This is a genomic window from Pseudomonas sp. SWRI22, from assembly GCF_014268395.2.
Lineage (GTDB): Bacteria > Pseudomonadota > Gammaproteobacteria > Pseudomonadales > Pseudomonadaceae > Aquipseudomonas > Aquipseudomonas paracarnis.
On record NZ_JABWQK020000001.1, the window covers coordinates 2,483,182 to 2,498,861 of the forward strand.

The window sequence follows — 15,680 nt, forward strand, 5'->3', positions numbered from 1 at the left end:
TGCTCGCCACACGCAAGCACCCTACCTGCGTCAACGCACCATCGATCACCCCAATTACAGAAATCCCTCGCGCGGCCGATAACAGGCTTATAGCACTTAGCCTTCATCCTCTCTTGTCACTGCGTCCTGCATGATGCAACCTTGCCGCAGTCGACAGTCAAGAGGGCGTGAGCCCAGCGCAGTGCGCATTTTCCCAAGCGAGTTTCCCCATGAAAAGCCAACCCGATGTCGCCCGTATGGCGGCCGAGGTAGTGACGCAATTACCGGTGCCTTCGCGCCTCGGTATGCTGCGTTTCGAGCGGCTTAATGAGGCAAGCTGGGCCCTGCTCTACCTCGATCCCAATTGCGAACGCCAGTTCGGCCTGCCGGCGGTTGAACTCTGCGCCTTGATCGGCACGCCCTACGCCAGCCTGATGGAACCCCAGGCGCGCTACCAGTTGCACGATGCGATCCAGCAGCAACTGGCCCACAGCCCCCATTATCTGGTGCGCTACAACCTGCACACCCATGACGGCCCGCTGAGCGTGCTGGAGATGGGCGAGGCCTACAAACAACATAACCGCCACCTGGTGCGCGGCTACCTGATGGTGGTCGAGGGGCTGTTCAGCGAGACCAGCGCACCCGCCCCGACGGTCGACCTGGAAAACCAGAACAGCCGCCTGCAAATCGCCCTGGAGCTCAACCAGCGAGCGCAGCAGGAGCAGTTGCAACATCTGGAACGAGTGCGCGCCCAGCAGGAATTGATCCTGCTGCTGGCGCGCCAACGCTACACAACGCCAAATTCCCTGCAAGAAGCCGCTGAACTGATCACGCGCAGCGCCTGCGACATTTACCAGATCGACTGCGCCAGCATCTGGAACCTCGAAGGCCATCATCTGGTACCGATCTCCGCCTATCACCGCGCCGATCAACAACACCATCTGCCTGAAGCCATTGATGCCAGCGGCTTCCCGGATTATCTGGAGGCCCTGCACTCCAGCCGCGCCATCGACGCCACCCACGCCCTGCGCGACCCACGCACCCGGGAAATGGCCGAAAGCCTGCGCGCCAAGGACATCCACGCGATGCTCGACGCCAGCATCCGTGTCGACGGCCAGGTCGTCGGCGTGCTGTGCCTGGAGCAAGGTGGCAGCCCACGCGCCTGGCAGTCCGATGAAATCGCGTTCGCCGGCGAGCTGGCAGACCAGTTCGCCCAAGTCATCAACAACCACAACCGCCGCACTGCCACCAGCGCCCTGCACCTGTTCCAGCGCGCCGTGGAGCAAAGCGCCAACGCGTTCTTGCTGGTCAATTGCGACGGCGTGGTGGAGTACGTCAACCCCAGCTTCACCGCGATCACCCAGTACAGCGCCGAAGAAGTCCACGGCCATCGCCTGGCCCAACTGCCAGCCCTGGAAAACCTCAGCGAATTGCTGTTCGACGCGCCTTCGGCCTTGGCCAAAAGCAACAGCTGGCAAGGCGAGTTCAAGAGCCGCCGCAAGAACCTGGAACCGTACTGGGGCCAGCTGTCGATTTCCAAGGTGTATGGCGACAACCGCGAGCTGACCCACTACATCGGCATCTACGAAGACATCACCCAGACCAAGCTGGCGCAACAGCGCATCGAACGCCTGGCCTACACCGACAACCTGACCAACCTGGGCAATCGCCCGGCGTTCATTCGCAACCTCGACGAGCGCTTTGCCCGCGACAGCGACAGCCCGATCAGCCTGCTGTTGGTGGACATCGACAACTTCAAGCGCATCAACGACAGCCTCGGCCACCAGACTGGCGACAAGTTGCTGATCAGCCTGGCGCGCCGCCTGCGCAACAGCTTGAGCAGCGGCGGCAGCCTGGCGCGTTTTGCCAGTAACGAATTCGCGGTGCTGTTGGACGATGCCGACCTTGAGACCGGCCAGCAGGTGGCCAGCCAGTTGCTGACCACCCTCGACAAGCCGATGTTCGTCGACAACCAGTTGATCAGCGTCACCGGTTCCGTGGGCCTGGCCTGCGCGCCGCTGCATGGCCGCGACCCGCAGACCCTGATGCGCAACGCAGGCCTGGCCCTGCACAAGGCCAAAGCCAACGGTAAGCACCAGGTGCAAGTGTTTACCGAAGCGCTGAATGCCGAGGCCAGCTACAAGCTGTTCGTGGAAAACAACCTGCGCCGTGCCCTGACCCAGAACGAGCTGGACGTGTTCTACCAGCCCAAGCTATGCCTGCGCAGCGGTCGTCTGCTGGGCATGGAAGCGCTGTTGCGCTGGAACCACCCGGAAAAAGGCATGATCCGCCCCGACCAGTTCATCAGCGTGGCTGAAGAAACCGGGCTGATTATCCCCATCGGCAAATGGATCGCGCGCCAGGCCTGCCGCATGAGCCGGCAATTGACGGCCGCAGGCCTGGGCAACTTGCAGGTGGCCATCAACCTGTCGCCCAAGCAATTTTCCGACCCGGACCTGGTGGCCTCGATTGCCACCATCCTCAAGGAGGAACAGCTGCCGGCCAACCTGCTGGAGCTGGAGCTGACCGAAGGCTTGCTGCTGGAAGCCACTGAAGATACGCGCCTGCAACTGGACCAGCTCAAGAGCTTTGGCCTGACCCTGGCGATGGACGACTTCGGCACCGGTTACTCGTCGCTGAGCTACTTGAAAAAATTCCCCATCGACATCATTAAGATTGATCGCAGCTTTATCCATGAAATCCCGGACAACCAGGACGACATGGAAATCACCTCGGCGGTGATCGCCATGGCCCACAACCTCAAACTCAAGGTCGTGGCCGAAGGCATCGAAACCGCTGAGCAGTTGGCGTTCCTGCGCCGGCACCGTTGCGACGTGGGCCAGGGCTACCTGTTCGACCGCCCGATCCCGGGTGCCGAGCTGATGCAGAGGCTTAAACGCTACCCGCGCGGGCCAATCGCCTGACAGCGCTGTAACACTCGGGCACACTGGCTGTCTGACAATTTACTGTTACTCAACCTGACGAGAGGACTGATCATGGTCTTGCGCTCGGAAATTCTGGTGAACAAAAACGTGCTGCCTACTCAAGAACAAGCGTTGCCTGGTCGTGAAACCCCGATGAAGTTACCGGAAACGCACTTCGTCAACGGCAACCCACTGCTGGGCCCGTTCCTGGATGACGTCGGCTTTGCGATCTTCGGCCTGGGCTGCTTCTGGGGCGCAGAACGCAAGTTCTGGCAGCGCGACGGCGTGGTCAGCACCGTGGTCGGCTACGCTGGCGGCTTTACGCCTAACCCCACTTATGAAGAAGTCTGCTCGGGCCTGACCGGCCATAGCGAAGTGGTGCTGGTGGTGTATGACCAGGCCAAGGTGAAATACGAAGACCTGCTGAAAATGTTCTGGGAACTACACAACCCGACCCAGGGCATGCGCCAGGGCAACGACATCGGCAGCCAGTACCGTTCGGTGATCTACGCCACCACGCCTGAGCAACTGGCGGCAGCCAAGGCCAGTGCCGAGGCGTATCAGCAAGAGCTGAGCAAGGCCGGCCTGAGTGAGATCACCACGGAAATCGAAGAGGCCCCGACGGTGTACTTCGCCGAGGCGTATCACCAGCAGTACCTGGCGAAGAACCCCCAGGGCTACTGCGGGATCGGCGGCACGGGCGTGACCTGCCCGATCTGACCCTTGTGCCATGATCATTCCCACGCTCCGCGTGGGAATGCCGTACTGGACGCTCCGCGTCCGCTTTTAACATCGTGACGCGGAGCGTCACAGGCTGCGTTACCACGCGGAGCGCGGGAACGATCGGTTACTCGGCGATCAGCCAATCCATCTGCCAGCCACCCTGGGTCTGGCCCAGTTGCTTGGACAACCATGGCAGCAACTCACGCAATTCCTCTTCCAGGCCCCACGGCGGGTTGGCAATCGCCAGGCCCGAGCCGGTGAGGGTATTGGGCGTGTCCAGCGGATGCACCAGCAACTCCACACGCAGCAGCTTCGGCGCACCGGTACCGGCCAGGTCCTGGTAGAAACGGCGCAACATGCGCTGGTCTTTCACCGGGTACCAGATCGCCGCCACCGTCTGGCGCATACGGCTAACAGCCTCCTTGAGGGACGCGGCGCAACGCTGCATTTCGTCGAGTTTTTCAAACGGCGGGTCGATCAGCATCAGCGCGCGCTTTTCCGGTACCGGCAGCAAGGCCCGTGGCACGTGCCAGCCTTCGCCCAGGTGCACTTTGACGCGGCGATCACCCTTCATGTTGTCCTTGAGCAGCACGCCATCTTCAGGGTGCTTCTCGTTGAGCAACACACGGTCCTGGGGCCGCGTGAGGCGGCGCGCCAGTTCCGGCGAGCCCGGGTAGTAGCGTAACTGGCCATCCGGGTTCATCTCGTGCAACACGCGCATGTAGTCGGCGGTGAGCGGCGGCAGGTCGCTTGCGCCCCACAGGCGGGCGATGCCTTCCAGGTACTCACCGGTGCGGTTGGCCTGGTCGCCCTGCAAGTCATACAAGCCAATGCCTGCGTGAGTGTCGAGGTAGGCGAACGGCTGTTCCTTGCGCGACATCAGGGCGATGAGGCGGGTCAAGGTCAGGTGTTTGAAGACATCGGCATGGTTGCCGGCGTGAAAGGCGTGACGATAATTCATGGTTGCTCCTGCGCAGGGGGCGAAGTTTACCTTCTACCGATGCAAAGGTGCAGGGCCGCATGGCGGGCGGCACGGAAGTGACGCTATCGCCAGGGGCTCAACTGAGCTGCGAGGCAAGGTAATCAGCCAGTGCACCATGGCTGATTTGCGGCCTGCGTGCGAAGTAGGCGACTTTATGCTGCAAGGTTGCTGGCGTAAACGCGGTATAGAGGTCAGGACGCTGCTCTTGGAGCCATTGCAGCAGGTTGTCGACCAGCACCTGCGGTGACTGCTGCGCCATATGCTTGAGCAACGATTCCGGCACCTGCCACCAGGGGCTGGCTGGGGCCGCAGTGACTGGTTTGGCCGCCACCGACAGCGGCTGGCCGTTGATCAAGTAGCGCTGGAACACTGGCAACACGCGCCCGGCCTCGTCGCCTAATGACTGCAACATCGGCAAAAGGTGCGCGCCATCCCAGAAACGCAAAAACACCGGCTGGTTTTCAGAGAGGTACACCTGGGTCAAACCCTTAAAATGCGCGATCACCACCTCCAGCGGGCTGGACGAGACCGCCAGCCAGCCCCAATCCGACGCTTGGGTGGTGGCTATCCAATCGAGAAAGGCACTGCTCGGCTCAACGACGCCAACGTAGGGCATGACCTCATCCCAGTCAGCGTAGGCCGTGCCCGCCCAGATCGGTCGCGGCATCTTTGCAGCGGCCGTGGCTTGCCAGGCGGCGAGCGGCTTGGCGTCGCTGGCATTGCCCAGCACGGCGTACAGCTGTTCATCAGGCTGCAACGGGTATTGCGCCAGCCAGGCATTGGGCGTCAAGAGCGCGGGCATCAGGACGCACTCCGTGTATGGGCGTCGATGTCGCACTGGCCGTTCTTGCAGCGCTCGCATTCTTCGCAGAACGGCGCGCTGCGTTTGAGGCTGAACACTTGTGCACGGCTTAACGGCGCGGGAACCGCTGCCAATACAGCCTCTTTCAACCCAGGCATTAACGGCGCCGGCGTCGGGGCAGGCGCGCTGCCGAGCTGGATCGGCACACTGCTGAAAATCCCGCCCGCTGACAATGTGATCGACTGCCCGCCCGCCTGGATCGTCACGCTGGCACCCGCATCAATGATGATGCTTTGCCCGGCCCCCAGCGCAATGATTTGCCCGGCACGCATGTGCTGCGAACCGCCAACCACCAGATGGTCATCCTGCTTGAGCTCGGTCAAACGGTTGCCGTGGGTGATGCGCTGCTCCTGGCCCTGCAACTCATGGCGCGACTCGCCGCCCACCTGCACGCGACGCTGGTTATCGACCTGTACCTGTTGATCATGCAGCACATGCTGGGTCCAGTCCCGCTGGGCGCGCAGGTAGATTTCTTCGGCGCCCTTGCGGTCCTCGATACGCAGTTCGTTGTAGCCACCACCGCCAGGGCTGCTCTGGCTACGCCAGAGACTACGGGTCTTGTCCGCGGGCAGGTCGAGGGGCACAGGCGTGGCGGCGTTGGGCAGGCACCCCACCACCAGCGGCATATCCATGTCGCCATTGACGAACCCCACCAGCACTTCCATGCCCACCCGGGGTATCAGCACCACGCCATAACGGTCATGGGCCCAGCCACTGGCGACCCGCAGCCAGCAACTGGAATGGTCGTTGTGCTCGCCGACACGATCCCAGGCCAGTTGCACCTTGACCCGGCCGTATTCGTCACAGTGAACCTCACTGTCAACCGGGCCGGTGACCACTGCACTTTGATATCCCGATACCGTCGGGCGCGGCTGCTCCGGCAAGGGCGGACGAAACACCGCATCCCATGGCGCGGCGACAAATGCGTTGCGATACCCTTGGCGCAGTTCCCCTCCGTCCTCCTCGGTGACCGCCTCCTCCAGCACCTGAGGCTGCTTGCCTTCATGGCGCACCTGCGTCACCAGCCACAGGTCGTTCCAGTCCTCGCGGGGGTGCTCACGCAACTGCAGAAACCGGCCACTGGCCAACGCCGGCTCATCGCCCTGGCCATGGGCACTACGATAGTCGCTGCGGTACCGCTCCAGGCCACGCTGGGCGAGGCATCTGCCTTGGGCTCGGTCGGAAAAGTTGCCGGGGTAGTGCTGCGCTTCAAGCTTGGGCAATGACTTGTCGACGGCTGCGCTTTCCAGCTCGACATGGGGTTTGCGAAAGTCGTAATCGCGAAGATTCAACGCCGTGGTGCAGGTCGCCAATTGCAAGGTGAAGCGCTTGATCGCAGTGGTAGCAGCAACCATTCCCGAACCAGGCCGGTACGGCGTGGGCTGATCTGCCTGGGCAAATACGGTCTGGTCATCGCCAAACACCAGCAGGTGCCCTGCGGGGGAATGCTGGAAGTGATAGTGAATCCCCAGCTCGGCACACAGGCGCTGGATGAACGCCAGGTCGCTCTCGCCGAACTGCACGCAATATTCACGCTCAGGGTAATCACCGCTCAACCGGAACTCGAAGCGGTCACTGTGAATCCCCTGCCCGGCCAGCACTTGGGCAACAATCTGCGGCACCGTCTTATGCTGAAAAATGCGCTGGTGGCTGCTGTGTGCCAGGTACGCCAGATGCGGCGCAAGGCTGAGCTGGTAGCGCGTCAGGCGCCGGCCCGAGTCGCCCTGGGCAACCCGATACACCAGGCCGTGAACGCCATGCCCCTGATCGTCGAAGCCCAAGTACACCTGGCGATGCAGCAAGCCCTCCAGGTCGATATCCGGCTGCTCGCTGACCAACTCAAGTTCAAAACGATAGGGCTGGCTGATGGCCTCGGTGCCGTCGAACGCGAACACCTCGAAATCACTCGGCGCCCCATCCAGGGCCAGGGTAAATGCAGGTTGGTTGGCAGGAGCGAACATCCGGTGTTTCTCTGCGAAGGGTGGGCGGTCGATTCTGCACCAGCCGTTCGCCTCGCCGAGCGCTGCCTCGGCAAATAAGTAAGGTCCTACGTGAGCGCCGCTGGAACCCACGGGCATCGACGGCAATTGCACCAATCAGCCCACACAAAAAAAGGCCCAGTGTCCTTCGGACGTGGGCCTTTCTTGTTCGTTCAGTAGGCGTTAAACGCCCAGCGAATTACTTGTTCAAGTTGTAATCTTTTTCCGCAGCATCAAAACGCTCGACCATGCCCACCGTCGGTGCGCCCATCTTGCTCACGAAGTAGATCGCCAGGCTGGCGAAGATGAAGCCTGGGATGATTTCGTACAGGCCCAGCAATTCGAAGTGCTTCCACACGATCACGGTGATCGCGCCGACCAGGATGCCGGCCAGGGCGCCATTGCGGGTCATGTGTTTCCAGATGACCGAGATCAGTACCACAGGGCCGAAGGCTGCACCGAAACCGGCCCAGGCGTAGCTGACCAGGCCCAGTACACGGTTTTCTGGGTTGGCGGCCATGGCGATGGCGATCAAGGCCACTACCAGCACCATGATGCGACCGACCCATACCAGCTCAAGCTGGGAAGCGCCTTTGCGCAGGAACGCCTTGTAGAAGTCTTCGGTCAGGGCGCTGGAGCACACCAGCAGTTGGCAGCTCAGGGTGCTCATCACAGCCGCCAGAATGGCCGACAGCAACACACCAGCAACCCATGGGTTGAACAGGATTTTGGCCAGCTCGATAAACACACGCTCTGGGTTTTCAGTCACCGGGCCTGCCACTTCCGGGTGCGCCGAGAAGTAAGCGATACCGAAGAAGCCCACCGCCACGGTGCCGCCCAGGCACAGGATCATCCAGGTCATGGAGATGCGACGCGCCTTGGCGATCGACTTAACCGAGTCCGCCGCCATGAAGCGCGCGAGGATGTGCGGCTGGCCGAAGTAGCCCAGGCCCCAGCCCATCAACGAGATAACGCCGATGAAGGTGGTGTTTTTCAGCATGTCGAAGCTGGTCGGGTCCTTGGCTTCAATGGCCAGGAAGGTGGTGTCTACGCCGCCGGTGGCCAGCAGCACGATAATCGGCGTGAGGATCAGCGCGAAGATCATCAGCGTGGCTTGCACGGTGTCGGTCCAGCTGACTGCCAGGAAACCACCGATGAAGGTGTAGGCAATAGTCGCCGCAGCACCGGCCCACAGCGCGGTCTCGTAGGACATGCCGAAGGTGCTTTCGAACAGGCGGGCGCCGGCGACGATGCCGGAGGCGCAGTAGATGGTGAAGAACACCAGGATCACCACGGCGGAGATGATCCGCAGCAGGCCGCTTTTATCTTCGAAGCGGCTGGAGAAGTAATCCGGCAGGGTCAGGGCGTCGCCGTTGTGTTCGGTCTGCACGCGCAGGCGACCGGCCACGAACAACCAGTTGAGGTAGGCACCGACGATCAGGCCGATGGCAATCCAGCTTTCCGACAGACCGGACATGTAGATCGCGCCCGGCAAGCCCATCAACAGCCAGCCGCTCATGTCGGAAGCACCGGCGGACAAGGCTGTCACCACGCTACCGAGGCTGCGACCGCCCAGGATGTAATCGGAAAGGTTGTTGGTAGAGCGATAGGCCATAAGGCCGATCAGCACCATTGCTGCGATGTAGATCACGAACGTGATCAGGGTTGGATTACTAACGCTCATAGGAGTGACGCCCTGGCTTTGTTTTTATGTAGCGACGGTCATGGGGACGGCCACCCGTGGATAACCGGATAGACGAACCTGCATGCCGCGCATTTATGACTGGCGTTTCCCCAGGAAAGCCGCCAGCCGATGAACCCACCCAGAGGGTTGGTTGCACCTTGGTGCGCGAATGCTATTCAACAAAGCAAATAAGGTGCAACCAGTTTCTGCCGTTTAAGTTGCACCCAAGTATGTTTTAGGACAAACGCGCTTTTTTTGCTCCTTTTCGGAGCAAGAACAGCCGATCTCAGAAGCAAATGCACCAACGCGAAGCGGATTCGGTCGTGTGTTTATTTTTTTCCGATCAAGCGTCGAATATTTAACCAACAAAAGGGTTGCACCCGGTTGCACCTCAGGATGGGCAAAGCTAATCTTGCCGCCAGCAGATGCCACTCGGTAGTGGCACCCATGAGGATAAAAAAATGGCAACGACCACCCTTGGGGTCAAACTCGACGACCCGACCCGCGAACGCCTGAAGGCCGCCGCGACCTCCATTGATCGCACGCCGCACTGGCTGATCAAGCAGGCGATTTTCAATTACCTGGAGAAACTCGAGGGTGGTGCAACCCTGTCCGAGCTCAATGGCTTGAGCACCAAGGAGGCCGATGATGCCGGCGAGGTCCAGGCCGACCACGCCCATCAGTGCTTCCTTGAGTTCGCCGAGAGCATCCTGCCGCAATCGGTATTGCGTGCCGCAATCACCGCCGCTTACCGCCGCCCCGAGCCGGAAGTGGTACCGATGCTGATCGAACAGGCGCGCCTGCCGGCACCGATGGCCGAAGCCACCAACAAGCTGGCCGCGAGCATTGCCGAAAAACTGCGCAATCAGAAGAGTGCCGGCGGCCGTGCCGGTATTGTTCAGGGCCTGCTGCAAGAATTCTCCTTGTCGTCCCAGGAAGGCGTGGCGCTGATGTGCCTGGCCGAAGCGCTGCTGCGTATCCCGGACAAAGGCACCCGCGATGCGCTGATCCGCGACAAGATCAGCACCGGCAACTGGCAGCCCCACCTGGGCAACAGCCCATCGCTGTTCGTCAACGCCGCTACCTGGGGCCTGCTGCTGACTGGCAAGCTGGTGTCCACCCACAACGAAGCAGGCCTGACCTCGTCCCTGAGCCGCATCATCGGCAAGAGCGGCGAGCCGATGATCCGCAAGGGCGTCGACATGGCCATGCGCCTGATGGGCGAGCAGTTCGTCACCGGCGAAACCATCGCCGAAGCCTTGGCCAATGCGAGCAAATTCGAAGCCAAGGGCTTCCGCTATTCCTACGACATGCTCGGTGAAGCCGCACTCACCGAACACGACGCCCAGAAGTACCTGGCCTCGTACGAACAAGCCATTCATTCCATCGGCAAAGCCTCCCATGGCCGTGGGATCTATGAAGGCCCGGGCATCTCCATCAAACTCTCCGCCCTGCACCCGCGCTACAGCCGTGCGCAGTACGAGCGTGTGATGGATGAGCTGTACCCGCGCCTGCTGTCGCTGACTTTGCTGGCCAAGCAGTACGACATCGGCCTGAACATCGACGCCGAAGAAGCCGACCGCCTGGAGCTGTCCCTGGACCTGCTCGAGCGCCTGTGCTTCGAGCCGCAATTGACTGGCTGGAACGGCATCGGCTTTGTGATCCAGGCGTACCAGAAGCGTTGCCCGTATGTGATCGACTACGTCATCGACCTGGCCCGCCGCAGCCGCCATCGCCTGATGATCCGCCTGGTAAAAGGCGCGTACTGGGACAGCGAAATCAAGCGCGCCCAGGTCGAAGGCCTGGAAGGCTACCCGGTCTACACCCGCAAGGTATACACCGACGTTTCCTACATTGCCTGCGCACGCAAACTGCTGTCGGTGCCGGAAGTCATCTACCCGCAGTTCGCCACGCACAACGCCCACACCCTGTCGGCTATCTACCACATCGCCGGTCAGAACTATTACCCCGGCCAGTACGAGTTCCAGTGCCTGCACGGCATGGGTGAACCGCTGTACGAACAGGTTGTAGGCAAGGTTTCCGAAGGCAAGCTGAACCGTCCGTGCCGTGTATACGCACCGGTTGGTACCCACGAAACACTGCTGGCCTATCTGGTACGCCGCCTGCTGGAAAACGGCGCCAACACCTCGTTCGTCAACCGTATCGCTGACCAGTCCATCTCGATCCAGGAATTGGTAGCCGACCCGGTGGCCAGTATCGAGCAAATGGCAACCCAGGAAGGCGGTTTCGGCCTGCCGCACCCGCGCATCCCTTTGCCGCGTGACCTGTACGGCAGCGACCGCGCCAACTCGGCCGGTATCGACCTGGCCAACGAACATCGTCTGGCCTCGCTGTCCTGCGCCCTGCTCGCCACTGCTCACAACAACTGGAAAGCCGCACCGATGCTCGGTTGCGCCGCCAGCAATGAAGCGGCTCAACCGGTGCTGAACCCGTCCGACCTGCGTGATGTGGTCGGCCAGGTACAGGAAGCCACCGTCGAAGACGTCGACAACGCCATCCAGTGCGCCATCAGCGCCGCACCGATCTGGCAGGCCACCCCGCCCGCCGAACGCGCTGCCATCCTCGAACGCGCCGCCGACCTGATGGAAGGCGAGATCCAGCCGCTGATGGGCCTGCTGGCCCGCGAAGCAGGCAAGACCTTCGCCAACGCCATCGCCGAAGTGCGTGAAGCCGTGGACTTCCTGCGCTACTACGCAGTGCAGGCGCGCAACGACTTCACCAATGACGCCCACCGCCCATTGGGCCCGGTGGTGTGCATCAGCCCGTGGAACTTCCCGCTCGCCATCTTCAGCGGCCAGGTAGCTGCAGCGCTGGCTGCCGGTAACCCGGTGTTGGCCAAGCCTGCCGAGCAGACGCCGCTGGTGGCTGCCCAGGCCGTACGCATCCTGCTTGAAGCCGGCATTCCGGAAGGTGTGCTGCAATTGCTGCCAGGCCAGGGCGAAAGCGTCGGTGCCCGTCTGGTGGGTGATGATCGCGTCAAAGGCGTGATGTTCACCGGCTCCACCGAAGTGGCGCGCCTGCTGCAACGCAATGTCGCCGGTCGCCTGGATGCCCAGGGTCGCCCGATTCCGCTGATCGCCGAAACCGGTGGCCAGAACGCGATGATCGTCGATTCCTCGGCGCTGACCGAACAAGTGGTGATCGACGTCGTATCGTCGGCCTTCGACAGCGCCGGTCAACGTTGCTCGGCCCTGCGCGTACTGTGCCTGCAGGAAGATTCGGCAGACCGTGTGGTCGAAATGCTCAAGGGTGCCATGGCTGAATGCCGCCTGGGTAACCCGGAACGCCTGTCGGTCGACATCGGCCCGGTGATCGACGCCGAAGCCAAGGCCGGCATCGAGAAACACATCCAGGCCATGCGTGACAAAGGCCGCAACGTTTACCAGGTGGCGATTGCCGACGGTGAAGAGATCAAGCGCGGCACCTTCGTGATGCCGACCCTGATCGAGCTGGAAAGCTTCGACGAGCTGCAACGCGAGATCTTCGGCCCGGTATTGCACGTAGTGCGCTACAAGCGCAAAGAGATCGACCAGCTCATCGGCCAGATCAACGCTTCCGGCTACGGCCTGACCCTGGGCGTGCACACCCGCATCGACGAGACCATCGCCAAGGTGATCGACAACGTCAATGCCGGTAACGTCTACGTCAACCGCAACATTGTTGGCGCCGTGGTCGGCGTGCAGCCGTTCGGCGGTGAAGGCCTGTCCGGCACTGGCCCCAAAGCCGGTGGCCCGCTGTACCTGTACCGCTTGCTGTCGACTCGTCCTACCGATGCGATCGAGCAATCCTTCGTACGGGGCGACAAGCTGGCCGCGCCGGACGTGCGCCTGCGTGATGCCATGAGCCAATCGCTGACCGCCCTGAAAACCTGGGCCGACGGCAATAAGTTCAGCGAACTGAGCGCGTTGTGCACGCAGTTCGCCGCCCAATCGCAGAGCGGTATCACCCGCCAACTGGCCGGCCCGACCGGCGAGCGCAACAGCTACGCCATCCTGCCGCGCGAGCACGTGCTGTGCCTGGCCGAAGTGGAAGGCGACCTGCTGACCCAACTGGCGGCGGTATTGGCCGTCGGTGGTTCGGCGGTATGGCCGGAAACCGAGCTGACCAAGGCCTTGTTCCCACGCCTGCCTAAAGAGATTCAGGCGAAGATCAAGCGCGTGGCCGACTGGTCCAAGGACGACGTGGTGTTTGACGCTGTGCTGCATCACGGTGATTCCGACCAACTGCGTGCGGTGTGCCAGCAAGTGGCGCAGCGCGGTGGGGCGATTGTTGGGGTGCATGGCATGTCGCAAGGCGAAACGGCGATTGCGCTGGAGCGTCTGGTGATCGAGCGTGCGTTGAGCGTCAACACCGCTGCAGCGGGTGGTAACGCCAGCCTGATGACCATCGGCTAACTGATACAACGCGGCTGATCGTTCCCACGCTCCGCGTGGGAATGCAGCTCAAGGACGCTCTGCGTCCAGAAGCGTGACGCGGAGCGTCAAAAGAGGCGTTCCCATGCAGAGCGTGGGAACGATCTCGATGCCTCGCCAGCGTTCTGCCCTTCTATCACTTAAATCAATCTTGCTATCCACCATCCATTCGCGGACTTAGACTCAGGCCAATTCCTTCAAAGGTACGCCGCCATGTCCGAGACGCTGCTCAGTTCCCGCAATCTGGCTTTCGAGCTGTACGAAGTCCTCGATGCCGAGGGCCTGACCCAGCGCGAGCGGTTTACCGAACACAACCGCGAAACCTTCGATGCCGCGATCAGCACGGCGCGCAACATCGCAGAAAAGTACTTCGCCCCTCACAACCGCAAGAACGACGAAAACGAGCCACGCTATGAAAACGGCCAGGCGATCCTGATCCCGGAGGTCAAACCCGCCGTGGACGCCTTCCTTGAAGCCGGCTTCCTCAACGCAGCACGTAGCTTTGAAGCAGGCGGCATGCAACTGCCGACCCTGTTGTCCCAGGCTTGTTTCGCGCACTTCCAATCGGCCAACGCCGCCTCGACGTCCTACCCGTTCCTGACCATGGGCGCCGCCAACCTCATTGAGAGCTTCGGCACCGAGGAGCAGAAACAACGCTTCCTGCAGCCAATGATCGACGGGCGCTTCTTCGGCACCATGGCCCTGACCGAGCCCCATGCCGGTTCCTCCCTGTCGGACATTCGGACCCGTGCAGAACCCGCGGCTGACGGCAGTTATCGGCTCAAGGGCAACAAGATCTTTATCTCCGGTGGCGACCATTCGCTGTCGGAAAACATCGTGCACATGGTGCTGGCCAAATTGCCGGACGCTCCCGCAGGCGTGAAGGGCATTTCGCTGTTTATCGTGCCCAAGTTCCTGGTCAACGATGACGGCAGCCTGGGCGCTCGCAACGATGTGCTGCTGGCGGGGCTGTTCCACAAGATGGGCTGGCGCGGCACCACGTCCACGGCGCTTAACTTTGGCGATAACGGCAACTGTGTCGGCTACCTGGTGGGCAAGCCGCACCAGGGGCTGAGCTGCATGTTCCAGATGATGAACGAGGCACGCATCGGCGTAGGCATGGGCGCGGTGATGCTCGGTTACGCCGGCTACCTTTACTCGCTGGACTACGCCCGCGAACGGCCCCAGGGGCGCCTGCCGGATAGCAAAGACCCGAGCACCGCACCGGTGGCGATCATCCAGCATGCCGACATCAAGCGCATGCTGCTGACCCAGAAAGCCTATGTGGAAGGCGCCTTTGACCTCGGCCTCTACGCGGCGCGGCTATTCGACGACACCACCACCCTGCAAACCGACACCGAGCGCAAGCAAGCCCACGAACTGCTCGACCTGCTCACGCCCATCGTCAAATCCTGGCCGTCGGAGTTCTGCCTCAAGGCCAACGAGCTGGCGATCCAGATTCTCGGCGGCCACGGCTACACCCGCGAATACCCGGTGGAGCAGTACTACCGCGACAACCGCCTGAACCCCATCCATGAAGGCACCCACGGCATCCAGTCCCTGGACCTGCTCGGGCGCAAATTGGCGCAGAACGGCGGCGCCGGCTTAAAGCAATTGATCCGCCTGATCGCCGAAACCGGAGCCCGGGCGCAAAAGCACCCTTCACTCACGGCACTGCGAGAGCCTCTGGAGCAACTGGTAAACCGGCTGCAAAGCGTCACGATTGGCCTGCTGACCGATCTCGCCCAAGGCAAGGTCAACAGCAGCCTGGCGAACTCGGCGCTGTACTTGAAAGTGTTCGGGCACACGGTGATTGGCTGGCGCTGGCTGGAACAGGCGATCCGCGCCGAAGAAGGGCTGGCCAAGGGTGACGCGGCTGACGCGGCCTTTTATAAGGGCAAGCTCCAGGCCGCCCGGTACTTCCTGACCTGGGAAGTACCGAGCTGCCATCATGAACTGGCGATTCTGGAGGCACGCGACGATACGTGCCTGGGCATGCAAGACGAGTGGTTCTAGGGGGCGTTCTCAATTAGTTTCCCCACCGCGCCGGGTCTGCTGCTGTGCAGGGCAAGGCGCGAGAAGCGTGGTTTGGTCATTCCAAATAAGCTTCGAGC

Annotated in this window: 8 protein-coding genes; 4 read left to right on the top strand and 4 right to left on the bottom strand. The window is 61.8% G+C overall.

Going from position 1 to position 15,680, the window contains the following annotated elements; all coding sequences use genetic code 11:
• The first annotated feature begins 209 nt into the window (after window positions 1-209).
• On the top strand, window positions 210-2,903 hold the full coding sequence (locus tag HU730_RS10950; RefSeq protein ID WP_034125612.1) for a GGDEF and EAL domain-containing protein: 2,694 nt from the start codon (window positions 210-212) through the stop codon (window positions 2,901-2,903).
• A gap of 72 nt (window positions 2,904-2,975) precedes the next feature.
• Window positions 2,976-3,623: a peptide-methionine (S)-S-oxide reductase MsrA gene (msrA, locus tag HU730_RS10955; protein WP_186526773.1), complete on the top strand. Its 648-nt coding sequence runs from the start codon at window positions 2,976-2,978 to the stop codon at window positions 3,621-3,623.
• A gap of 127 nt (window positions 3,624-3,750) precedes the next feature.
• Here msrA and rlmJ read toward each other — a convergent pair whose 3' ends face one another.
• From rlmJ to putP, 4 genes are all read right to left on the bottom strand, one after another.
• Window positions 3,751-4,587 carry a 23S rRNA (adenine(2030)-N(6))-methyltransferase RlmJ gene (rlmJ, locus tag HU730_RS10960; protein ID WP_032893901.1) on the bottom strand — a complete coding sequence of 279 codons (837 nt, stop codon included), beginning with the start codon at window positions 4,585-4,587 and terminating at the stop codon, window positions 3,751-3,753.
• A gap of 97 nt (window positions 4,588-4,684) precedes the next feature.
• Window positions 4,685-5,410: a DUF4123 domain-containing protein gene (locus tag HU730_RS10965; RefSeq protein WP_057975419.1), complete on the bottom strand. Its 726-nt coding sequence runs from the start codon at window positions 5,408-5,410 to the stop codon at window positions 4,685-4,687.
• A complete protein-coding gene (locus HU730_RS10970; RefSeq protein WP_186526772.1) occupies window positions 5,410-7,431 on the bottom strand; it encodes a type VI secretion system tip protein VgrG in 2,022 nt (673 codons plus the stop codon). The genes HU730_RS10965 and HU730_RS10970 overlap by 1 nt, the downstream gene beginning before the upstream one ends.
• Window positions 7,432-7,648: 217 nt before the next feature.
• Window positions 7,649-9,133, bottom strand: a complete 1,485-nt coding sequence (gene putP / locus HU730_RS10975) for a sodium/proline symporter PutP (RefSeq protein WP_034125609.1) — start codon at window positions 9,131-9,133, stop codon at window positions 7,649-7,651.
• A 461-nt stretch (window positions 9,134-9,594) separates the two neighbouring features.
• Here putP and putA point away from each other — a divergent pair, with 461 nt between their 5' ends.
• A complete protein-coding gene (gene putA, locus HU730_RS10980) occupies window positions 9,595-13,548 on the top strand; it encodes a trifunctional transcriptional regulator/proline dehydrogenase/L-glutamate gamma-semialdehyde dehydrogenase (protein WP_054896231.1) in 3,954 nt (1,317 codons plus the stop codon).
• Between the two features lie 231 nt (window positions 13,549-13,779).
• Complete coding sequence (locus HU730_RS10985) at window positions 13,780-15,582, top strand: acyl-CoA dehydrogenase (protein WP_186526771.1); 1,803 nt, start codon at window positions 13,780-13,782, stop codon at window positions 15,580-15,582.
• The last annotated feature ends 98 nt before the right edge of the window (window positions 15,583-15,680 follow it).